This window comes from Geodermatophilus chilensis (assembly GCF_002802985.1).
Lineage (GTDB): Bacteria > Actinomycetota > Actinomycetes > Mycobacteriales > Geodermatophilaceae > Geodermatophilus > Geodermatophilus chilensis.
Genome location: NZ_NVPT01000056.1, coordinates 1 through 20,920, shown reverse-complemented (window position 1 = coordinate 20,920; position 20,920 = coordinate 1). Strand labels below are relative to the sequence as shown.

Here is a 20,920-nt window from a genome sequence, read left to right as displayed (position 1 = left end):
GCCTAGGGCGGGGTGGCCCGCGCCGGACCCCTCTCCGGCAGACTGTCGGCCGTGCAGGCGACGACTCTCGACGGCAAGGCGACCGCAGCAGCCATCCGGAACGAGCTCACCGAGCGGGTCGCCGCCCTCACCGCGGCCGGTCACCGCCCGGGCCTGGGCACGCTGCTGGTCGGCGACGACCCCGGCAGCCGCTGGTACGTCAACGCCAAGCACAAGGACTGCGCCGAGGTCGGCATCGCCAGCATCCAGCGCGAGCTGCCCGCGACGGCGACGCAGGCCGACGTCCTCGCCGTCGTCGACGAGCTCAACGCCGACCCGGCCTGCACCGGCTACATCGTCCAGCTGCCGCTGCCGCGGGGCATCGAGGAGAGCGCCGTCCTCGAGCGGATGGACCCGGCCAAGGACGCCGACGGCCTGCACCCGATCAACCTCGGGCGGCTGGTGCTCAACGTCCCGGGCCCGCTGCCCTGCACGCCGGTGGGCATCGTGGAGCTGCTGCGCCGCCACGACGTCCCGATCGCCGGCGCCGAGGTCGTCGTCGTCGGCCGCGGCATCACCGTGGGCCGGCCGCTGGGGCTGCTGCTCACCCGCCGGTCCGAGAACGCCACCGTGACCCTCTGCCACACCGGCACCCGCGACCTGGCCGCGCACCTGCGCGCCGCCGACATCGTGGTCGCCGCCGCCGGCGTCCCCGGCCTGGTCACGAAGGACGTCGTCAAGCCCGGCGCCGCCGTCCTCGACGTGGGCGTCAGCCGGGTCGGCGGCAAGATCGCCGGGGACGTCGCCCCGGACGTCGTCGAGGTCGCGGGCTCCGTCGCCCCGAACCCCGGCGGGGTGGGGCCGATGACCCGGGCGATGCTGCTGCAGAACGTCGTCCTGGCCGCCGAGCAGGCCGCCGCCGCGGACGTCCTCTCCGCCTGATGACGCGCCCGCCGCTCCACACCCGCCGGCCGTTCCTGGCCGGCCTGCTGCGGCAGCTGCCGCTGCTGGTGGTGCTGCTCGCGGTGGGCGTCGGGCTGCTCATGGTCACCTTCGAGCACTGGCGGCGGGGGCTGGTCGTCGTCGGGCTGGCGCTGGTCGGCGCGGGGGTGTTGCGCCTGCTGCTCCCGCTGCGCCGGCTCGGCTTCCTCGCCGTCCGCAGCCGCCCGGTGGACGTCGTCCTGCTGGCCGGCTGCGGAGTGCTCTTGACCGCCTTCGCGCTGGCGATCCCGGGTGAGTGAGGTGGCCGATCACCTGACTGGGCGCGCCGGGGCCACCGGCACTAGGTTGGCCGCCATGGCAGAGCAGCCCAGGAACGGCAAGGTGACCGTCGTCGGTGCCGGGTTCTACGGCTCGACCACCGCCCTGCGACTCGCGGAGTACGACGTCTTCGAGACCGTCGTGCTCACCGACATCGTCGAGGGCAAGCCCGAGGGCCTGGCCCTCGACATGAACCAGTCCCGCCCCATCGAGGGCTTCGAGACCAGGGTCGTCGGTGTCGGCGGTGGGTCCTACGAGGGCACCGAGGGCTCCGACGTCGTCGTCATCACCGCGGGCCTGCCCCGCAAGCCCGGCATGAGCCGGATGGACCTCATCGAGACCAACGCCAAGATCGTGCGGTCCGTCGCCGAGAACATCGCGCAGACCTCGCCCGACGCGGTGATCATCGTCGTCTCGAACCCGCTGGACGAGATGACCGCGCTGGCGCAGCTGGCCACCCAGTTCCCGAAGAACCGGGTGATGGGGCAGGCCGGCATGCTCGACACCGCGCGGTTCTCCAACAACGTGGCCGAGGAGCTCGGCGTCCCGGTCGGCTCGGTGCGGACCCTGACCCTGGGCTCGCACGGCGACACGATGGTCCCGGTCCCGTCCCGGTGCACCGTCGACGGCAAGCCGCTGTCCGACGTCATGGCCGCCGACCGCATCGAGCACCTGGTCGACCGCACCCGCAACGGCGGCGCCGAGGTCGTGGCGCTGCTCAAGACCGGATCGGCCTACTACGCCCCCTCCGCGGCCGCCGCTCGGATGGCGCGCGCGGTCATGGAGGACTCCGGTGCGGTCATGCCGGTGTGCGCCTGGGTCGACGGCGAGTACGGGATCAACGGCGTCTACCTGGGCGTCGAGGTCGAGATCGGCCGCGAGGGCGTGCGGAAGGTCGTCGAGGGCGACCTGTCCGAGAGCGAACTGGCCGGGCTGCGCGAGGCGGCCGAGGCCGTGCGCGCCAAGCAAGCCGACGTAGCCGACCTCTGAGCCGAACCGGCTCGGAGCATGTAGAGAGGGACCCGCACGTGGCAAAGATCAAGGTCGAGGGCACCGTCGTCGAGCTCGACGGCGACGAGATGACCCGGATCATCTGGCAGTTCATCAAGGACCAGCTGATCCTCCCGTACCTCGACGTCAACCTCGAGTACTACGACCTGGGCATCGAGAAGCGCGACGAGACCGACGACCAGATCACCGTCGACGCCGCGAACGCGATCAAGAAGTACGGCGTCGGCGTCAAGTGCGCGACGATCACCCCGGACGAGGCCCGCGTCGAGGAGTTCGGCCTCAAGAAGATGTGGCGGTCCCCGAACGGGACGATCCGCAACATCCTCGGCGGCGTGATCTTCCGCGAGCCGATCATCATGCAGAACGTGCCGCGGTTGGTGCCGGGCTGGACCAAGCCGATCGTCGTCGGCCGTCACGCCTTCGGTGACCAGTACCGCGCCACCGACTTCCGCTTTCCGGGCGAGGGGACGCTGACGATCACCTTCCAGCCCAAGGACGGCGGCGAGCCGATCCAGCACGAGGTGTTCCAGTCGCCCGGCGGCGGTGTCGCGATGGCGATGTACAACCTCGACGAGTCGATCCGCGACTTCGCGCGGGCCTCGATGAACTACGGCCTGCAGCGCGGCTACCCGGTCTACCTCTCGACGAAGAACACGATCCTCAAGGCCTACGACGGCCGGTTCAAGGACCTGTTCGCCGAGGTCTTCGAGTCCGAGTTCAAGGACCAGTTCGAGCAGGCCGGCATCACCTACGAGCACCGGCTGATCGACGACATGGTCGCGGCGTCCCTCAAGTGGGAGGGCGGCTACGTCTGGGCGTGCAAGAACTACGACGGGGACGTCCAGTCCGACACCGTGGCCCAGGGCTTCGGCTCGCTCGGCCTGATGACCTCGGTGCTGATGAGCCCCGACGGCCGCACCGTCGAGGCCGAGGCCGCCCACGGCACGGTGACCCGCCACTTCCGGCAGCACCAGCAGGGCAAGGAGACCTCGACCAACCCGATCGCGTCGATCTTCGCCTGGACCCGGGGCCTGGCCCACCGCGGCAAGCTCGACAACACCCCCGAGGTGACCCGCTTCGCGGAGACCCTGGAGAAGGTCTGCATCGACACCGTCGAGAGCGGCCAGATGACCAAGGACCTCGCGCTGCTGATCTCCAAGGACCAGCCGTGGCTGACCACCCAGGACTTCCTGGCGGCCATCGACAGCAACCTGCAGAAGGCCATGGCCTGACGAAGGACCCCGTCCTCCCCACTCCTCGCAAGCTCAGGGCGGGGCCCTGAACGGGACCTTGACGGCGGCCCCTCACCTCACGGTGGGGGGCCGCCGTGCGTCGGAGGCCGGGTTCCCTCCTCGCGCAACTCCGGGGAAGTGGTGCTCTGGAGCGGCGTCCGGACAGCATCTTCGGCGTAGTCGCGCAGGCTGTGGACGACGTCAGCGCGCAACCGCGGCTCACGGCACGCTCAGCGGGTGCCTCCGCCCCGTCGCCCCGATGCCCTCCGCGGTCGCGTCTTCCGCAAGCGGGACGTCGTCGGCTCGGGTTGCTCACCCCCGCCGAGCTCCGCAGCAGCGCCTGGCGCCGTCTCTACCGCGGCGTCTACGCGGACGCCGACCTGCCGGACTCCTTCGGCGTCCGCGTCAGCGGTGCACGCCTGCTGGTCCCGTCGAGTGCGGTGTTCAGCGGGCGGACGGCGGCCCACCTGCACGGGGTCACCGGACTGGTCGACGTCCGGACGCCGGTGGAGGTCACCCTGCCCCCGGACGTGCGGTCCGGGCCCGTCGCCGGCCTGCGCGTCCGCCACGTGACGCTGGGCCTCGCTGAGGTCGTCCAGGTGCCGCACGGACCATGCACGACGGCCGATCCGGGCGGCGCTCGACATCGCGCGCACCGAGCCGTTCCTGGAGGCGGTGGTGGCCCTGGACGTCCTGCTCGGGAAGGGAGTGGTCGACCACCCGGTGCTCCGTGCCGCGGTTGCCGTCCAGTCGACGCCGAGGGGTGCCCGGCGAGCCGCGCGGGCCGTCGACCTCGCAGACGGCCGGGCGGAGTCGCCGCAGGAGTCGCGGCTCAGGGTGCTGCTCGGCCTCGCCGGCCTTCTCGCCGTCCCCCAGTACACGGTCCGCGACCGGGACGGCCGGTTCGTGGCGCGGGTCGATCTGGCCTTCCCCGAGCAGCGCGTGGCGGTCGAGTACGACGGCGCCTGGCACGGCGCCCCGGGCCAGCTGACGCGGGACAGGCGGCGGCTCAACGCCCTCGTCGCCGCCGGCTGGACCGTCCTGCACGTGACCGCCGCCGATCTGAGGCAGCCGGAGGACCTCGTGGCGCGGGTGGCAGCCCTGCTGACCCGATCGAGTTCGGGGAAGTAGCCGCCTGTTCGGCGGATCGGTCAGCTACTTCCCCGAAGTCGTCTGTTCAGGGAGGGAAGTCGTCAGGCGCCGAAGAGCTGGGTCCACCAGGGGCCGCCGGGACCCTCGGCGACGCCCACGCCCAGCTTCGTCAGGTCGCAGTCGAGGATGTTGGCACGGTGCCCCGGGCTCTCCAGCCAGGCCTCCATCACCGCCGCGGCGTCGGCCTGGCCGTAGGCGATGTTCTCCGCCCGCGAGTAGTCGATGCCGGCCTGCTCGGCCCGGTCGAAGGGGGAGAGGCCCTCCGGGCTGGTGTGCGAGAAGTAGTCGCGGTCGCGCATGTCCGCGCTGTGCGCCCGCGCCACCGCGGCCAGCGCCGGGTCGGCGGTGAGGGCACCGCAGCCGGCGTCGGCGCGGGCCTCGTTGGCCAGCGCGAGCACCGCGGCCTCCGCGGTGGGGGCGGTGGGGACGGCGGCCCGCGCCACCGGCGCCGGCTCGGTCCCCGTCTCGACGGCGGGCGCCCCGGCCTCGGCCTCGGCGTCGGCGTCGGTCGCGGACCGGGTCGCCGGCTCCTCGACGGGGACGGCGGCGTCCGAGGTCGTGGCGGCCGTGCGCGCGGGCGCCGACGGGCTCACCGGGGACGGCACCCCGGCCGACGACGGGGCGGCGGGCGTCGCGGCGGGGGTCTGCGGTGCCGGGGCGCTGTCGGTCTGCACCGACGGGACGTCCACCGACCCGCCGGGGGCCGACGACGACCCGGCCGAGCCCGTCACGGCGGGAGCGCTGCCGTCCGGCGTCGGGGTCGACTCGAGCGCCACCGGGTCGGTGAAGCTGGTGACGACGCCGGACACCATGGGCGCCCCGACCGTCACGACGGCGACGGCGCCGGCCACGAGGAGCAGGGGCACCAGGCGTGGGAGCCGGAGGAGACGAGCCCACCGGCCGAGTGCTGCGGCGATGCGGGAAGAGAGCGGCGGACCCGCCGGCATGTGGTGCACGAGTGGTGGCCCCCGCCAGGTGCTAGATCACGAACCGTTACTGTGGCAAGAGTAGCTGTGAGCGGAGCGTGATCGACAGTGGGCTGTGACCCAACTCACTGTGGGCTGACCGACCCCGCTCGGATGGTGCCCTGTGGAGGGCGAGCGGGCAGCATGGACGTCGTCCCACTGCCCCGTTCGACAGGAGCACGCCGCCGGTGAGCGACGTCTGGCTCAACATCGTGATGGTCGTCGCCTTCGTCCTGATCGGCGGCGCCTTCTCGGGGGCGGAGATCGCGCTCGTCTCGCTCCGCGAGTCCCAGGTGCGTGCGCTGGCCGAGAACGGCGGACGGCGGGGCAAGGCCGTGCAACGCCTGCTCAGCGACCCCAACCGCTTCCTCGCCGCCGTCCAGGTCGGCGTCACGCTGGCCGGCTTCTTCTCCGCCGCGTTCGGGGCCAGCACCCTCTCCCGGCCGTTCGCCGACTGGCTGGTCGGCCTCGGCATGCGCGAGGGTCTCGCCGGCACGCTGGCCTTCGTGCTGGTCACCATCGGGATCAGCTACCTGTCCCTGGTGGTCGGCGAGCTGACCCCCAAGCGCCTGGCGCTGCAGCGGGCGGAGGGCTTCTCCCTGCTGGTCGCCGCACCCCTCAACGCCATCGCCAAGCTCTCCCGCCCGGTCATCTGGCTGCTGTCGACGTCGACCAACCTGCTGGTCCGGCTGCTCGGCGGCGACCCGGGGGCCAGCGGCGAGTCGATCAGCCAGGAGGAACTGCGCGACCTGGTGACGGCGCACGAGTCGCTGAGCTCCGACGAGCGCCGGCTCATCGGTGAGGTGTTCCGCGCCGGCGACCGCGAGGTCCGCGAGGTCATGACCCCGCGCACCGAGGTCGACTTCCTCGAGGCGTCGATGACCGCGAGCCGTGCGGCCAAGCAGGTCTCCGACTCCAGCCACTCCCGCTACCCGGTCGTCGGCCGCGACGAGGACGACGTCCTGGGCTTCGTGCACGTGCGCGACCTGTTCCTGCCCAACCACCCGGCCGGCCGGGCGGCGACCGTCGGCGACCTGGTCCGCGAGGTCAAGCGGCTGCCGGGCACCGCCGGCGTCCTCACCGCCCTGTCGGAGATGCGGCGGGAGAACCAGCACCTGGCGATCGTCGTCGACGAGTACGGCGGCACCGACGGCATCGTCACCCTCGAGGACCTCATCGAGGAGGTCATCGGGGAGATCTACGACGAGTACGACGAGGACGTCACCGACGGCGGCGACGAGCGCCCGGACGGCCCGCAGGAGGTCGACGGGCTGCTCAACCTCGACGACTTCCGCGAGGCGACCAGGCTGCAGCTGCCCGAGGGTCCCTACGAGACCGTCGCCGGCTACGTGCTCGCCGAGCTCGGCCGGCTGCCCGTCGTCGGTGACGGCGTCGAGGTCGAGGGGCGCACGCTGACCGTCCTGGAACTCGACGGACGGCGGATCGCGCGTCTGTCGGTCAGCCGTGCCCCGCAGCCCGAGGTCGACCCGGCGCAGGTGCCGACCAGCACGATCGGCACCTGAACTGAAAGAGGACCCCCTGCCCCCCGCCACTCGCAGGCTCGCGGCGGGACCCTGCAGGGAGCCGGGGCGAGGTTAGCCGCGCTTTTGGGCGGTTTCCCAGGCGTCGCGGACGATGCCGGCCAGGTCGGTGTGCTTCGGCGTCCAGCCCAGGTCGCCGCGGATCCTGTCGCTCGAGGCGACCAGTTGCGCGGGGTCCCCGGCCCGGCGCTGCCCGACCTCGACGGGCACCGGGTGCCCGGTGACCTCGCGGACGGCGTCGATCACCTGCTGCACCGAGAAGCCGGTGCCGTTGCCCAGGTTGTAGATGCGGTGCTCGCCCGGGGACGGCGCGGAGAGCGCGAGCAGGTGGGCGTCGCTGAGGTCCTCGACGTGGATGTAGTCGCGGATGCAGGTGCCGTCGGGCGTGGGGTAGTCCTCGCCGTAGATCGTCAGGTGCTCCCGCTGGCCGGCCACCACCTGCAGCGCGATCGGGATGAGGTGGGTCTCGGTGGTGTGCCGCTCGCCGAGGCCGTAGGCGGCGCCGGCCACGTTGAAGTAGCGCAGGCTGACCGCGGCGAAGTCGTACGCGGCCGTGTAGGAGGTCAGCATCGCGTCGACGGCGAGCTTGGTGGCGCCGTAGGTGTTGGTCGGCCGGGTCGGGGCGTCCTCGCGGATCGGCACCTGCTCGGGCTCGCCGTAGGTGGCCGCGGTGGAGGAGAAGACGATCCGGCGGCAGTCGGCGGCGCGCATGGCCTCCAGCAGCGCCAGCGTCCCGCACACGTTGGTGTCCCAGTAGATCTCCGGCTTGACCTGCGACTCGCCGACCAGGCTCTTGGCCGCGAAGTGCAGCACCGCCTCGGGGCGGACCTCGGCCAGCACCGGCGCGGAGTCGTGCAGCGAGGCCTGCACGAACGTCGCACCCGAGGGGACGGCGTCGGCGTGACCGGTCGAGAGGTCGTCGAGGACGGTCACCTCGTGCCCACCCTCGAGGAGGGCGGCCGTGACTACGCTGCCGATGTAGCCGGCTCCACCGGCGACGAGAACGCGCATGCGTCCACCCTAGATCCGCGCGCGGCCACCCACCGTCGCGACGCGGAGGTGCGGTCAGGAGGTCCCCACGTGGTCAGCGCACGACCGGCGGTGCAGCAGCTGCCCGCCTACCGGCCGGGGCGCAATCCCGCCGACCTCGCGCGGGAGATCGGCGTCGAGCGCGCGGTCAAGCTGGCCAGCAACGAGGTGGCGTTCCCGCCGCTGCCGGCCGTCGTCGAGGCGCTCGCGGCCGCGGCCGCGGAGACCAACCGCTACCCCGACAACGGCGCGGTCGTCCTGACTGCCGCCCTCGCCGAGCGCCACGGCGTCGACCCCGCCCAGGTGGTGACCGGCTGCGGCGCGGTGATGCTCTGCCAGCAGCTGGCGCAGTCGTTCAACGACCCCGGCACGAGCATCGCCTTCGCCTGGCGGTCGTTCGAGATGTACCCGCTGCTGGCGCAGGTGGCCGGCGCCCGGTCGGTCCAGGTGCCGCTGGTGCCCGGTCGCCCGGGCGGCCCGGCCGACACCCACGACCTCGAGGCGCTGGCCGCCGCGGTCGACGACAACACCCGCGTGGTGTTCGTCTGCAACCCGAACAATCCCACCGGGACGGCGGTCCGCCGGGCGGAGCTCGAGCGCTTCCTCGACGCCGTCCCCGCCGACACCCTCGTCGTCCTCGACGAGGCCTACCGCGAGTTCGTCACCGACCCCGACGTCCCCGACGGGCTGGAGCTGATGCGGGGGAGGCCCAACGTCGCCGTGCTGCGCACCTTCTCCAAGGCCTGGGGGCTGGCCGGGCTGCGGGTCGGCTACCTGGTCGCCGAGGACCCCGCCGTCGCCGAGGCGGTGCGGAAGACACACGTGCCGTTCAGCGTGTCCACCCTCGCCCAGGCCGCCGCGGTCGCCGCACTGGCCAGCGAGGACGAGGTCCGCCGGCGCTGCGCCGCGGTCACCGCCGAGCGGGACCGGCTCACCGCCGCGCTGCGCGAGCGGGGCCTCGACGTCTCCGACAGTCAGGCCAACTTCGTCTGGCTGCCGGTGGGTGAGGAGGCCGCGGGTCTGGCGGCCGCGCTGGAGTCCCGGGCCGTCATCACCCGGCCGTTCGCCGGGGAGGGCATCCGGGTGACCGTCGGCACCCCCGAGGAGGACGACGTCTTCCTCGCCGCCCTCGACCGGGTCCCCACCGCTCCGGTCGCGTGACCCGCCGCCGGTGACGAGGACGTTCGGGACGTGCGGCGCCAGGGCCCGGGATCGGCTGGTTTGATGGCCGTCGTGCCTCTTCCCCGTGTGCTGTCCGGCATCCAGCCGACAGCGGACTCGTTCCACCTCGGCAACTACCTGGGTGCGCTGCGGCAGTGGGTGGCCCTCCAGGAGGACCACGAGGCGTTCTACTGTGTCGTCGATCTGCACGCGATCACCGTCGACTGGGACCCCGAGGCGCTGCGCCGGCGCACCCTCGTCTCCGCGGCCCAGTTGCTCGCCCTCGGCGTCGACCCGGAGCGCAGCGCGCTGTTCGTGCAGAGCCACGTGCCCGAGCACGTGCAGCTGTCCTGGGTGATGGAGTGCCTGGCCCGCTTCGGCGAGGCCAGCCGGATGACGCAGTTCAAGGACAAGAGCCAGCGCGAGGGCACCTCCGGCGCCTCGGTCGGGCTGTTCACCTACCCGGTGCTGCAGGCCGCCGACATCCTGCTGTACCAGGCCGACCGGGTGCCGGTCGGTGAGGACCAGCGGCAGCACCTCGAGCTCACCCGCGACCTCGCGACCCGCTTCAACAACCGCTTCGGCACCAGCTTCCGGCTGCCGGAGGCGCACATCGTGCAGGGCACCGCGAAGATCCTCGACCTGCAGTCGCCGGACAAGAAGATGAGCAAGAGCCTGCCGCCCGCCGGCTGCGTCGACCTGCTCGACGACCCGAAGGTGACCGGCAAGAAGATCCGCTCGGCGGTCACCGACACCGGCCGCGAGATCGTCGCCGACCCCGAGGGCAAGCCGGGTGTGACGAACCTGCTGACCATCCACAGTGCGCTGTCCGGGCGTGGCGTTGCCGAGCTCGAGGAGCACTTCGCCGGTCGCGGCTACGGCGACCTGAAGAAGGAGCTGGCCGAGGTGGTCGCCGACTTCGTGACGCCGGTCCGCCGGCGCACCCAGGAGCTGCTCGACGACCCCGCGGAGCTGCAGCGCACGCTGGCACAGGGCGCGGCCCGGGCCCGCGAGGTCGCCGCCCGCACGGTCGCCGACGTCTACGACAGGGTCGGCTTCCTGCCACCTGCCGGAGCGCCGGCGTGAACGACGACACCTTCGTCCCGCGCAGCCGCAGCGCCGCGAAGACCGCCGTCCTCGGCGTGGTCGTCCCCATCCCGGAGCCGTGGTCGCAGCTGTTCGTCGACTGGCGAGCCAAGGTCGGCGACCCGCAGGCCGCCTCGGTGCCGCCGCACGTGACGCTGCTGCCGCCGACCGAGGTGCCGCTGGCCGAGCGGCCGGCCATCACCGCGCACCTGGCCGAGGTCGCCGCCAGCCACCCGCCGTTCGACATGCACCTGTCGGGCACCGGCACGTTCGCGCCGGTCTCCGCGGTGGTGTTCGTGGCCGTGGCCCGCGGCATCGGCAACTGCGAGCTGATCGCCAACGACGTCCGCCGCGGGCCGCTGGCGCGGTCGCTGTCCTACCCGTACCACCCGCACGTGACCGTGGCCCACGACGTCCCGGGGGACATGCTCGACCTGGCCTACTCCGGCCTGGCCGACCTCTCGGCGGAGTTCCGGGTCGAGCACTTCACCGAGTTCGAGCAGACGCCCGACGGCGTCTGGGCGATCGCCCGCGAGTACCCCCTCACCGGTCCGCCGCACTGAAAGAGGACCCTCCCGCCCCCCACCCCTCGCTGTCGCTCGGGGCGGGTCCCTGCAGGGGGCCGTTCCGGCACGTCACCAGAGCCGGGGCGCGCGCGGCGCGGTCTGCCCGCAGACTCGGGCGGGTGAGCGCCACCCGGACCCAGCAGTCCGCACCCGCGCCCGCCGGGGACCAGCCGCCCGGTGGCCGCTGGTCGTGGGTCACCCAGCTGCCCGGGCGCTGGCAGGAGCGGGTCACCCGGCTGCGCCGCCGCCTCCCGTGGTTCGACCACCTGGCCCGCGCCGGCGGCCGCTACCAGCGCACCCAGGGCGACCTCATGGCCGCGGGCGTCACCTACTTCGTCTTCCTCGGCCTGGTGCCGGTGCTGCTGCTCGTCGCGTCGGTCATCGGGCTGGTCCTCGCGGGCAACCAGCTGCTGCAGCAGGAGCTCTCCGCCACCATCCGCGAGAGCTTCCCCGGCCCGACCGGCGCGGAGATCACCAGCGAGCTGAACGGCGCCGTCGGCTCGGCCGGTCTCACCGGGCTCATCGGCCTGGTGGGCTTCCTCTACGCCGGGCTGCGCGCCATGGACAAGCTGCGCCTGGGCATGGAGCGCATCTGGAAGGGCCGCGTCGACGACCCGGAGTTCCTCCGCGACAACCTGCAGGACCTGCTGGCGCTGGCCGCGTTCGGCCTCGCCGGACTGGTCAGCCTCGGTCTCACCGGCGCGGTCACCCGGGCCGCGTCGTGGACGCTGGAGGCGCTGGGGCTGGACCGCGCGCCGGGCCTGTTCCTGCTCACCGCGGCGCTCGGGCTGGGCCTGGCCGTCGTCACCGACGTCGTCGTCTTCCTGTGGCTGCTGCGGGTCGTGCCCTCCACCTCCTACCCGCTGCGCCGGCTGTTGCCCGGGGCGCTGTTCGGCGCGGTCGGGTTCGAGGCGCTCAAGCTCGTCGGCAGCCTCTACCTGTCGATGATCTCGGGCAGCGTGACCGCCTCGGCGTTCGGCGGCGCCGTCGGCATCCTGATCTGGATCAACGTGGTCTGCCGGTTCGCGTTCTTCACGGCCGCGTGGACGGCCACCCTGCCGAAGGTGCAGGGGGACGCCCACGTGGTGCCGGAGGTCAGCGGTCCGGACGTCCCGCCGGCGGACGGCCCGGCAGTCCCTCCGCGCTGACCGCGGACGCGCTCACCCGCCGGACCGGCGGCGCAGGCCGACCAGCGTGCCGACGACGACCCCCGCGCAGACCACGGCCAGCCCCACCGGCAGGAGCAGCGGGTCCCCGCCGCCCGCAACCGGGATCGGCGCGGGCGGCCCGGCGAGGTCCGGCACCCGGGGTGCCGGCGCAGGCGGGGGCGGGACGTCGGCCGCCGAGTCGACCAGGCGGCCCACGCCGGCAGTCCCGGTGGGGACGGCGAAGCCCCAGTCCAGCAGCAGCGCGGCCTGGTCGGCGGCGCGCAGCGGCACGTTCTCGGCGCCCATCACGCTGACCACCACCCGCCGACCGTCGCGCTCGGCGGCGGTGACGAACGCGTGCCGGGCGGCGTCGGTGAAGCCGGTCTTGCCGCCCAGGTTCCCCGGGGAGTCGGCCAGCGGGTTCTGGTTCTGGATCTGGAAGCCGGGCGAGCGGCCCTCGACCGCCGGGATCTGGGCGACCGGCGTCCGCAGCAGCGCGACCGTCGCCGGGTCCGCGACCAGCCGGCGGAAGACCAGCGCGAGGTCGTAGGGCGAGGAGCTCTGCCCGGCCACGTCGAGGCCGGACGGCGTCCCCGCGACGGTGTCGTACGCGCCGATCGACGCCGCCACCTCGTTCATGGCCCGCACGGTGAGCTCCGGACCGACCGCGGCGCGGGCCAGGGCGCCGGCCGCGTCGTTGCCCGACTGCATCACCAGCGCCTGGAACAGCAGGGCGACCGGGTAGCGCCCGCCGGCGACCAGGCCGACGCGGCTGCCCTCCACCGCCTCGTCCTCGACCGTGCCCTCCACGACCTCCGCCGGGTCCAGCAGCGGCAGGAGGGTCAGCAGGGTCAGGGTCTTGAGCGTGCTGGCGGGGTAGTAGCGGCCGTGCGGGTCGCGGGCGGCCAGCACCGCCCCGCTGCCGGCGTCGGCCACCAGCCAGCCGGGCGCGACCACACCGACCGGCAGCGGGGGAGCGCCGTCGGCGACGACGGTGCCGCGGGTGTCGAGGCCCTCACCGCCGACGGTCACCCCGCCGGGCCCGCTGCCCTGCGGCGGACCGCCCGGCGCCGGCGCGGTGGGCGTGGGCGCCGACGGGTCGGCGGTAGGTCGGGCGTCCTCGGCCAGCGCCGGCCCGGCGCCGCCGAGCAGCAACCCCGTGGCCAGGACCGCGGCGGTCAGCCGTGCCGCCGCCCGTCGCATGGCGCGCACGCTAGCCCGCGCGGTCCGGGGCGCGGCGCGTGGTCCGGGCCACTGCGGTCGCGGCGTTGGCAACGATCGAGTCTCGGTCTCCGACGCGGGGTTCGGCGCAGCCGCCGGGCGGAGCTAGCGTGCCGTCGTCGCGTGCTGTGGGGACCGGCGCCCGCCGGCAGTCACGCATCGACCCGACCCACCGGGACCGGCCGCCTCGTCCGTGCGGCCGGTCTCCCCAGAGAGGAGATCGTCTTGCGCCGAGCGCGGAGGATGAAGGCCGCGGCGTTGCTGCTGGCCGGCAGCATGGCCCTGGCGGCCTGTGCCAGCGACGAGCCCACCGGCAGCAGCGGCGGCGGCGAGGGCGGTGGCGGGAGCGCCACCGAGGAGCTGCGCGTCGGCCTGGCCTACGACACCGGCGGCCGCGGTGACCGGTCGTTCAACGACTCGGCCTACACCGGCGCCGCGGCGGCCGTCGACGCCCTCGGCGGCGAGCTCCAGGAGCTCAGCCCCAACGACGACGCCTCCAACCGCGCCGACCTGCTCGTCCAGCTCGCGGAGCAGGGCTTCGACCCGGTCATCGCCGTCGGCTTCAACTACGACGACGTCATCGCCGAGGTCGCCCCGCAGTTCCCCGAGACCACGTTCGCGCAGGTCGACGGCTCCAACGCCGACGGCGCCAAGGGCGACAACGTCACCGGCCTGATCTTCGCCGAGGAGGAGGGCTCCTTCCTGGCCGGCGTCGCCGCCGCGCTGAAGAGCGAGAGCGGCCACATCGGCTTCGTCGGCGGCGTGCAGAGCCCGCTGATCGAGAAGTTCGAGGCCGGCTACGTGGCCGGTGCGCAGACGGTCAACCCGCAGATCACCATCGACCGGCAGTACATCTCGCCGGCCGGTGACTTCTCCGGGTTCAACGACCCCGCCCGCGGCCAGATCGTGGCCCAGGGCATGTACGACGCCGGGGCCGACATCGTCTACCACGCCGCGGGTGGCTCGGGCATCGGCGTCTTCCAGGCCGCCGCCGGCTCGGGCAACCGGGCGATCGGCGTGGACTCCGACCAGTACCTGACGGTCAGCGACCCCGCGCTGCAGGCGGTCATCATGACCTCGATGCTCAAGCGGGTCGACAACGCGGTGGAGCAGTTCATCAACGACTACGCCGAGGGCAACGTGCAGGGCGCGACCGACGTCCTCAACGACCTGTCCACCGAGGGCATCGGCCTGGCCACGTCGGGCGGCTTCATCGACGACATCCAGGACGACATCGAGCAGTACTCGCAGCAGATCATCGACGGCACCATCACGGTCCCGACGACGGTCGAGTGACACCCGTGCGGGTGTTCCCGCACGACTGAACCACCCTGCGACGCGGGCCCGGGCGCCAGACGCCCGGGCCCGCGCTGCTCCGGGGCCGCCCCGGACTCGGACGGAGCCCGCCGGGTGCGGCACCATACCCACGGCCCCCCGGGCCCGAGGACCCGGCGGCGCGGCTGATCCCGCACGCCGGAGCCATCCGTAGTGACCTCCCGCCCACCGGCGGGTCCACAGCGAGGAGATGCCGGCATGTCCCCAGCAGACTCGCCAGCAGGAGGCGCGGCGGCGGGCGACGTCCCCCTCGCCGTCGAGCTGCGCGGGATCACCAAGCGCTTCCCGGGCGTGGTGGCGAACGGGGACATCGAGCTGCGGGTCCGCCGCGGCGAGGTGCACGCCATCGTGGGCGAGAACGGCGCCGGCAAGTCGACGCTGATGAAGACGCTCTACGGCGAGCACCGCCCGGACGAGGGCGAGATCCTCGTCGACGGCCGCCCGGTCCAGTTCCGCAGCCCGGCGGACGCGATCGCCGCCGGCATCGGGATGGTCCACCAGCACTTCATGCTGGCCGACAACTTCACCGTCCTGGAGAACGTGATCCTGGGCAGCGAGCCCACGAAGCGCGGCCGGCTGGACCGGGCCGGTGCTCGCCGCCGGATCGAGGAGATCTCCGAGCGCTACAACCTGGGCCTGCGGCCCGACGCGCTCGTCGAGGACCTCGGCGTCGGCGACCGGCAGCGCGTCGAGATCGCCAAGGTGCTCTACCGCGACGCCCGCATCCTGATCCTCGACGAGCCGACCGCCGTCCTCGTGCCCCAGGAGGTCGACGAGCTGTTCGGCAACCTGGCGGAGCTCAAGCGCGAGGGCCTGACGGTCATCTTCATCTCGCACAAGCTCGACGAGGTGCGCCGCGTCGCCGACTCGATCACCGTCATCCGGCGCGGCACCACCGTCGGCACCGCCGACCCGCGGACGACGACGGCCAAGCAGCTGGCCGAGCTGATGGTCGGCGCCGAGCTGCCCACCCCGGAGACCCGCGAGTCCACCGTGCGCGACACCCCCGTGCTGCAGCTGGTCGACGTGACCGTCAGCGACGAGAGCCGGCGCCCGGTGGTGGACGACGTCACGCTCACCGTGCGCGAGGGCGAGGTCGTCGGCATCGCCGGGGTGGAGGGCAACGGCCAGGCCGAGCTCGTCGACGCGATCATGGGCCTGCGCCCGCTGGCCGCCGGCTCGGTGCTGCTCGGCGGGGAGGACGTCACCGCCTGGAGCACCCGCGCCCGGCGGGAGGCCGGCGTGGGCTTCATCCCCGAGGACCGGCACCGCCAGGGCATGCTGCTCGACGCGCCGCTGTGGGAGAACCGCATCCTCGGCCACCAGACCCGCCCGCCCGCGGTGAAGGGCCCGTTGATCGACCGCCGCGGCGCCCGGGCCGACACCGCCCGCATCATGCGCGAGTACGACGTCCGCGCCCCCGGGCCGGACACCCTCGCCGTCGCCCTCTCCGGCGGCAACCAGCAGAAGCTGATCGTCGGGCGGGAGATGAGCGCCCGGCCGCGGCTGCTGGTCGCCGCCCACCCGACCCGAGGCGTCGACGTCGGCGCCCAGTCGGTGATCTGGGAGCTGCTCAAGGACGCCCGCGCCGAGGGCCTGGGCATCGTGCTGATCTCGGCCGACCTCGACGAGCTGATCGGCCTGTCGGACACCCTGCACGTCATGCTGCGCGGCCGGCTGGTGGCCACCCTCGACCCGCGGCGGGTGACGCCGGAGGAGCTCGGCGGGCACATGACCGGCGCGCGGTCGACGGCGGGTGCGGCGTGAGTGGCGTCGTCCGCCGGGTCGGTCTCTCCCTGCTCGGCCCGGTGCTCGCCGTCCTCGTCGCGCTGGTCATCTCCGCGCTGGTCATCGCCCTCATCGGGCAGGACCCGCTCGAGGCGTTCCGGGTGATGACCGACCTGGGCCAGAGCCCGTCGCAGCAGGTGCAGTCGATCGTCGTGATCCTCAACCGGGCGGTGCCGCTGTTCCTCGCCGGCCTCGCCGTGGCAGTCGCGTTCCGGATGGGCCTGTTCAACATCGGCGTCGAGGGCCAGTACCGGCTGGCCACCGTCCTCGCCGCCGCGGCCGGCGCGGCCGTCGCCCTGCCCGGCCCGCTGCACGTGCTGCTGATCGTCGTCGTGGCGATGGCGGTCGGCGCGCTGTGGGCCGGCATCGTCGGCGTGCTGAAGGTGACCCGCGGCGTCAGCGAGGTCATCAGCTCGATCATGCTGAACTTCATCGCGCTCGGGCTGGCGTCGTTCCTGCTCACCGGCCCGCTGCGCGGCAGCCCGCCGGGCGCCTCGATCATCACCACCGCCGAGATCCCCGAGTCCGGCCGGGTGCCCAGCCTCAACGGGCTGCTCACCGCGCTCGGGCTGGCCGAGCCGCGCAGCGGCCTCTACGGCTTCCTGCTGGTCGCGGTCGTGGTGGGCGTGGTCGTGGCCGTGCTGCTCACGCGCACCCGCTTCGGCTTCGACCTGCGCGCCACCGGCCTGTCGCCCTCGGCGGCCACCGCCAGCGGCGTCGACGCCCGGGGCATGGTCGTGAAGACCATGCTCATCTCCGGTGCCATCGCCGGCCTGGTCGGCCTGCCCGACCTGCTCGGGTCGCAGTACGACTACGGCACCGAGTTCACCGCCGGGCTGGGCTTCCTGGGCATCGCCGTCGCGCTGCTGGGCCGCAGCGCCCCGGTCGGCATCGCGCTGGCCGCGCTGCTGTTCGCCTTCCTCGACCGAGCCGCGCTGCCGCTGCAGTTCGCCGACATCCCGTCCTCGGTCGTGACGATCATCCAGGGCACGATCGTGCTCGCCGTCGTCGTCGCCAACGAGATCGCCCGCCGGCTGGCGCTGCGCTCGGCCGAGCGGGCCGGCGCGTCCGCCGGCCCGAGCCCGCAGACCGGTGGGGACGACGGCGCGCCACCGCCCACCGCGCCGGACGGCGGACAGCGGGTCCACACCGGCGTGCCGGGCGACCAGCAGGGGGCGCAGGCGTGAGCACCACGGCGACGACCCGCACCGGGCGGCCCAGCCGCGGCCCTCTGACCGACCTGCTCACCGGCGGCGGCCGCGCCCGACGGGTGCTCTGGCTGCTCGTCGGCCTGTGGCTGCTGTTCTCGCTGGTTCGGGTCGTCTCCGGGGAGCAGGAGCTGACCTCGTCGTCGACCCTCTCGGCGGCGCTGCTGCTCGCCGTCCCCATCGGCCTGGCCGCCCTCGGTGGGCTGTGGTCCGAGCGCGCGGGCGTGGTCAACATCGGCCTCGAGGGGATGATGATCCTCGGCACCTGGGGGGCCGGCTGGGCCGGCTACCAGTGGGGCTGGGTCGGCGCGGTCGTCGGGGGCGTGGTCTTCGGCGCGGCCGGCGGCCTGCTGCACGCGATCGCCACGGTGACCTTCGGCGTCGACCACGTCGTCTCCGGCGTGGCGATCAACATCCTCGCCGAGGGCGTCGTCCGCTTCCTCTCCGAGCTGCTGTTCACCGAGGACACCGGGGGCGGCCCCACGCAGTCGCCGTCCCTCGCCGGTGACCCGCCGTCCTTCTCGCTGCCGCTGCTGTCCTCCGGGCCGGACCTGCTCGGCGACCTCGAGCGCCAGCACTGGTTCCTCGTCAGCGACCTGGCCGGCCTGCTGCGCGGGCTGACCAGCGGCGTGGGCCTGCTGACTCTGCTGGCGGTGCTGCTCATCCCGGTGTCCTACCTGCTGCTGTGGCGCACCGCGTTCGGCCTGCGGCTGCGGTCCTGCGGCGAGAACCCGGCCGCGGCGGACTCCCTCGGCGTCCCGGTCTACCGGCTCAAGTACCTCGCCGTGATCACCTCCGGCGCGCTGGCCGGCCTCGGCGGTGTGTTCCTGGTGTTCGTCGCCGGCATCTACCGCGAGGGCCAGACCGGCGGCCGCGGCTTCATCGGGCTGGCGGCGCTGATCTTCGGCAACTGGCGGCCCGGCGGGCTGGCGGCCGGCGCGGGCCTGTTCGGGTTCGCCGACGCGCTGCAGCTGCGCAGCCAGACCGCGGTGGTGGCCCTGCTGCTGCTCGTCGCCGTCCTGCTGGCCGCGGTGGCGGTGTACCAGGCGGTGCGCCGCAAGCCGGTGCAGGCGGTGCTGGCCGGCGTCTTCGCCGTCGCCGCGCTGGTCGGTTTCCTCACCATCGACCGGCTGCCCGAGGGCATCGTCTTCTTCACCCCGCACCTGACCACGCTGCTCGTGCTCTCGCTGGCCTCCCAACGCCTGCGGATGCCCAAGGCCGACGGGTTGGTCTACCGACGAGGAGAGCACTAGTGACGGATGCCGGGGTGGTGGGCGGGGAGAACACCGTCGACTGGAACGCGCTGCGCGCGGCCGCCCGGGAGGCGATGACGCACGCCTATGCGCCCTACTCGCGGTTCCCGGTGGGCGTGGCCGGGCTGGTGGACGACGGCCGCGTCGTCACCGGCTGCAACGTCGAGAACGCCTCGTACGGGTTGGGGCTGTGCGCCGAGTGCGGGATGGTGAGCGACCTGGTCCGCACCGGGGGCGGCCGCCTGGTGGCCGTGTCCTGCGTGGGCGGCGACGGGCAGCCGCTCATGCCGTGCGGGCGGTGCCGTCAGCTGCTGTGGGAGCACGGCGGCCCGGAGATGCTCATCGAGACGGTGTCCCTGGGCATCGTGCCGATGCGCGAGGTGCTGCCGGACGCCTTCGGGCCCGACGACCTGGAGAAGGCGGCCGCGCGGTGACCATCGACGCGATCGACGTCATCCGCACCAAGCGGGACGGCGGGCAGCTCAGCGCCGCGCAGATCCGCTGGGTGATCGACGCCTACACCCGCGGGGTGGTGCCCGACGAGCAGGTCAGCGCACTCCTCATGGCGGTGTTCTTCCGCGGCATGGCGCCCGAGGAGCTCGCCGTCTGGACCCAGGCGATGATCGACTCCGGCGAGCGCAAGGACCTCTCCCCGCTGGGCCGGCCGACCGCCGACAAGCACTCCACCGGCGGGGTCGGCGACAAGACGACGCTGCCGCTGGCGCCGCTGGTCGCCGCCTGCGGGGTGGCGGTGCCACAGCTGTCCGGTAGGGGCCTCGGGCACACCGGCGGCACGCTGGACAAGCTGGAGGCGATCCCGGGCTGGCGGGCCGACGTCCACGAGGAGGCCTACTTGGCGCAGCTGCGCGAGGTGGGTGCGGTGATCTGCGCGGCCGGCCACGACCTGGCGCCGGCGGACAAGAAGCTCTACGCGCTGCGCGACGTCACCGGCACCGTCGAGTCGATCCCGCTGATCGCCAGCTCGATCATGAGCAAGAAGATCGCCGAGGGCGCCGACGCGCTGGTGCTCGACGTCAAGACCGGGTCGGGCGCGTTCATGAAGGACCCGTCGTCCTCGCGCGAGCTGGCCCGCACGATGGTCGGGCTCGGCGAGGCGGCCGGGGTGCACACGGTGGCGCTCGTGACGGCGATGGACCGCCCGCTGGGCCGCGCCGCCGGCAACGCCGTGGAGGTCGCCGAGTCGGTGGAGGTGCTCGCCGGCGGCGGTCCGGCCGACGTCGTCGAGCTGACCCTGGCGCTGGCCCGGGAGATGCTGGCCGGCGTAGGGCGCGGCGACGTCGACCCCGCCCAGGCCCTCCGCGACGGGCAGGCCATGGACGTCTGGCGGCGGATGATCGTCGCCCAGGGCGGCGACCCCGACGCTCCGCTGCCGCAGCCGGCCGAGCGGCACGTGGTGACCGCCCCGGTCACCGGCACGCTGACCCGGCTGGACGCCTACGCCCTCGGCGTGGCCGCCTGGCGGCTGGGCGCGGGCCGGGCGCGCAAGGAGGACCCGGTGTCGGCCGCCGCGGGCGTCACCTGGACCGCCGGGGTGGGAGAGCAGGTGGTGGCCGGGCAGCCGCTGCTGGAGCTGCACACCGACGACGCCGCGCGCATCCCGCGGGCGCTGGAGGCGCTGGAGGGCGCGGTCGGCGTCGACACCGGCGACCAGCCGCTGCCCCTGGTGCTCGACCGCATCACCGCCTGAGCCGGGTCCGGCGGCACGCCCGTCCGAGGCTCTTGCCAGATCCAGGCCGCGGTGATCATGGACCTGCGGTGGCGACACACCGGTGCTCTCCGGCGTGTCGCCACCGCGGCTCCATGATCGTCGGCAGGTGGGGGCAGGGCTCCTCCGGAAGCCGCCGGGGGAGGGGCTGGCACCTATACACATCTCCGAGCCCACGAGACCGTGCTAGACCTCGTATGCCGGCGTCTGCTTGGAAAAAAAAACTACAACAACAGGATCACATAGCACCTCAGAGACA

The 20,920-nt window shown here is 73.6% G+C and carries 19 protein-coding genes; 16 read left to right on the top strand and 3 right to left on the bottom strand.

The features are described 5' to 3' along the window. The first annotated feature begins 51 nt into the window (after nucleotides 1–51). The 5 genes from CNO22_RS11495 to CNO22_RS11475 all read left to right on the top strand — a co-directional run bounded on the left by CNO22_RS11495 (nucleotide 52) and on the right by CNO22_RS11475 (nucleotide 4,613). Nucleotides 52–921, top strand: coding sequence for a bifunctional methylenetetrahydrofolate dehydrogenase/methenyltetrahydrofolate cyclohydrolase (locus tag CNO22_RS11495; RefSeq protein WP_100499512.1), 870 nt, complete (start codon nucleotides 52–54; stop codon nucleotides 919–921). Then, nucleotides 921–1,220 (top strand): DUF3017 domain-containing protein, encoded by a 300-nt coding sequence (locus CNO22_RS11490; protein ID WP_100499502.1) that lies wholly within the window; start codon nucleotides 921–923, stop codon nucleotides 1,218–1,220. The genes CNO22_RS11495 and CNO22_RS11490 overlap by 1 nt, the downstream gene beginning before the upstream one ends. Before the next feature lie 55 nt (nucleotides 1,221–1,275). After that, on the top strand, nucleotides 1,276–2,229 hold the full coding sequence (gene mdh, locus CNO22_RS11485) for a malate dehydrogenase (RefSeq protein ID WP_100499501.1): 954 nt from the start codon (nucleotides 1,276–1,278) through the stop codon (nucleotides 2,227–2,229). Nucleotides 2,230–2,267: 38 nt separating this feature from the next. After that, nucleotides 2,268–3,482, top strand: a complete 1,215-nt coding sequence (locus CNO22_RS11480) for an NADP-dependent isocitrate dehydrogenase (RefSeq protein ID WP_100499500.1) — start codon at nucleotides 2,268–2,270, stop codon at nucleotides 3,480–3,482. Between the two features lie 678 nt (nucleotides 3,483–4,160). Then, a complete protein-coding gene (locus CNO22_RS11475) occupies nucleotides 4,161–4,613 on the top strand; it encodes an endonuclease domain-containing protein (protein WP_100499499.1) in 453 nt (150 codons plus the stop codon). 62 nt (nucleotides 4,614–4,675) lie between these two features. Here the strand turns inward: CNO22_RS11475 and CNO22_RS29005 are convergent, their stop codons facing one another. Beyond that, on the bottom strand, nucleotides 4,676–5,500 hold the full coding sequence (locus CNO22_RS29005; RefSeq protein ID WP_232806967.1) for a CAP domain-containing protein: 825 nt from the start codon (nucleotides 5,498–5,500) through the stop codon (nucleotides 4,676–4,678). Between the two features lie 287 nt (nucleotides 5,501–5,787). On the opposite strand from CNO22_RS29005, the gene CNO22_RS11465 reads away from it, so the two are divergent. Then, complete coding sequence (locus tag CNO22_RS11465) at nucleotides 5,788–7,122, top strand: hemolysin family protein (protein WP_100499497.1); 1,335 nt, start codon at nucleotides 5,788–5,790, stop codon at nucleotides 7,120–7,122. Between the two features lie 72 nt (nucleotides 7,123–7,194). On the opposite strand, the gene galE is transcribed toward CNO22_RS11465, so the two are convergent. Further along, on the bottom strand, nucleotides 7,195–8,151 hold the full coding sequence (gene galE / locus CNO22_RS11460) for a UDP-glucose 4-epimerase GalE (RefSeq protein ID WP_100499496.1): 957 nt from the start codon (nucleotides 8,149–8,151) through the stop codon (nucleotides 7,195–7,197). Between the two features lie 69 nt (nucleotides 8,152–8,220). Between galE and hisC the strand changes: the two genes are divergently transcribed. The 4 genes from hisC (at nucleotide 8,221) to CNO22_RS11440 (ending at nucleotide 12,130) form a co-directional block, all read left to right on the top strand. After that, nucleotides 8,221–9,330: a histidinol-phosphate transaminase gene (gene hisC, locus CNO22_RS11455; protein ID WP_100499495.1), complete on the top strand. Its 1,110-nt coding sequence runs from the start codon at nucleotides 8,221–8,223 to the stop codon at nucleotides 9,328–9,330. Between the two features lie 63 nt (nucleotides 9,331–9,393). Beyond that, on the top strand, nucleotides 9,394–10,416 hold the full coding sequence (gene trpS, locus CNO22_RS11450; protein ID WP_100499494.1) for a tryptophan--tRNA ligase: 1,023 nt from the start codon (nucleotides 9,394–9,396) through the stop codon (nucleotides 10,414–10,416). Beyond that, the gene (locus CNO22_RS11445) at nucleotides 10,413–10,979 is read left to right on the top strand and encodes a 2'-5' RNA ligase family protein (RefSeq protein ID WP_100499493.1); all 567 of its coding nucleotides are present in this window, start codon (nucleotides 10,413–10,415) and stop codon (nucleotides 10,977–10,979) included. Before trpS ends, CNO22_RS11445 begins: the two co-directional genes overlap by 4 nt. 122 nt (nucleotides 10,980–11,101) lie before the next feature. Next, nucleotides 11,102–12,130 carry a YihY/virulence factor BrkB family protein gene (locus CNO22_RS11440; protein ID WP_100499492.1) on the top strand — a complete coding sequence of 343 codons (1,029 nt, stop codon included), beginning with the start codon at nucleotides 11,102–11,104 and terminating at the stop codon, nucleotides 12,128–12,130. A 12-nt stretch (nucleotides 12,131–12,142) separates the two neighbouring features. On the opposite strand, the gene CNO22_RS11435 is transcribed toward CNO22_RS11440, so the two are convergent. After that, complete coding sequence (locus tag CNO22_RS11435) at nucleotides 12,143–13,333, bottom strand: D-alanyl-D-alanine carboxypeptidase family protein (protein WP_100499491.1); 1,191 nt, start codon at nucleotides 13,331–13,333, stop codon at nucleotides 12,143–12,145. A 243-nt stretch (nucleotides 13,334–13,576) separates the two neighbouring features. On the opposite strand from CNO22_RS11435, the gene CNO22_RS11430 reads away from it, so the two are divergent. The 6 genes from CNO22_RS11430 (at nucleotide 13,577) to CNO22_RS11405 (ending at nucleotide 20,643) form a co-directional block, all read left to right on the top strand. After that, nucleotides 13,577–14,647 carry a BMP family lipoprotein gene (locus tag CNO22_RS11430; protein WP_232806966.1) on the top strand — a complete coding sequence of 357 codons (1,071 nt, stop codon included), beginning with the start codon at nucleotides 13,577–13,579 and terminating at the stop codon, nucleotides 14,645–14,647. A 237-nt stretch (nucleotides 14,648–14,884) separates the two neighbouring features. After that, nucleotides 14,885–16,453, top strand: coding sequence for an ABC transporter ATP-binding protein (locus CNO22_RS11425; protein ID WP_100499489.1), 1,569 nt, complete (start codon nucleotides 14,885–14,887; stop codon nucleotides 16,451–16,453). Continuing rightward, nucleotides 16,450–17,661, top strand: a complete 1,212-nt coding sequence (locus CNO22_RS11420) for an ABC transporter permease (protein ID WP_100499488.1) — start codon at nucleotides 16,450–16,452, stop codon at nucleotides 17,659–17,661. The genes CNO22_RS11425 and CNO22_RS11420 overlap by 4 nt, the downstream gene beginning before the upstream one ends. Beyond that, entirely contained in the window at nucleotides 17,658–18,935 is a 1,278-nt protein-coding gene (locus CNO22_RS11415; RefSeq protein ID WP_100499487.1) for an ABC transporter permease, read from the top strand. Before CNO22_RS11420 ends, CNO22_RS11415 begins: the two co-directional genes overlap by 4 nt. Then, nucleotides 18,935–19,369 carry a cytidine deaminase gene (locus tag CNO22_RS11410; protein ID WP_198588261.1) on the top strand — a complete coding sequence of 145 codons (435 nt, stop codon included), beginning with the start codon at nucleotides 18,935–18,937 and terminating at the stop codon, nucleotides 19,367–19,369. Before CNO22_RS11415 ends, CNO22_RS11410 begins: the two co-directional genes overlap by 1 nt. Further along, nucleotides 19,366–20,643 (top strand): thymidine phosphorylase, encoded by a 1,278-nt coding sequence (locus tag CNO22_RS11405; protein WP_100499486.1) that lies wholly within the window; start codon nucleotides 19,366–19,368, stop codon nucleotides 20,641–20,643. Before CNO22_RS11410 ends, CNO22_RS11405 begins: the two co-directional genes overlap by 4 nt. Nucleotides 20,644–20,920 lie beyond the last annotated feature (277 nt).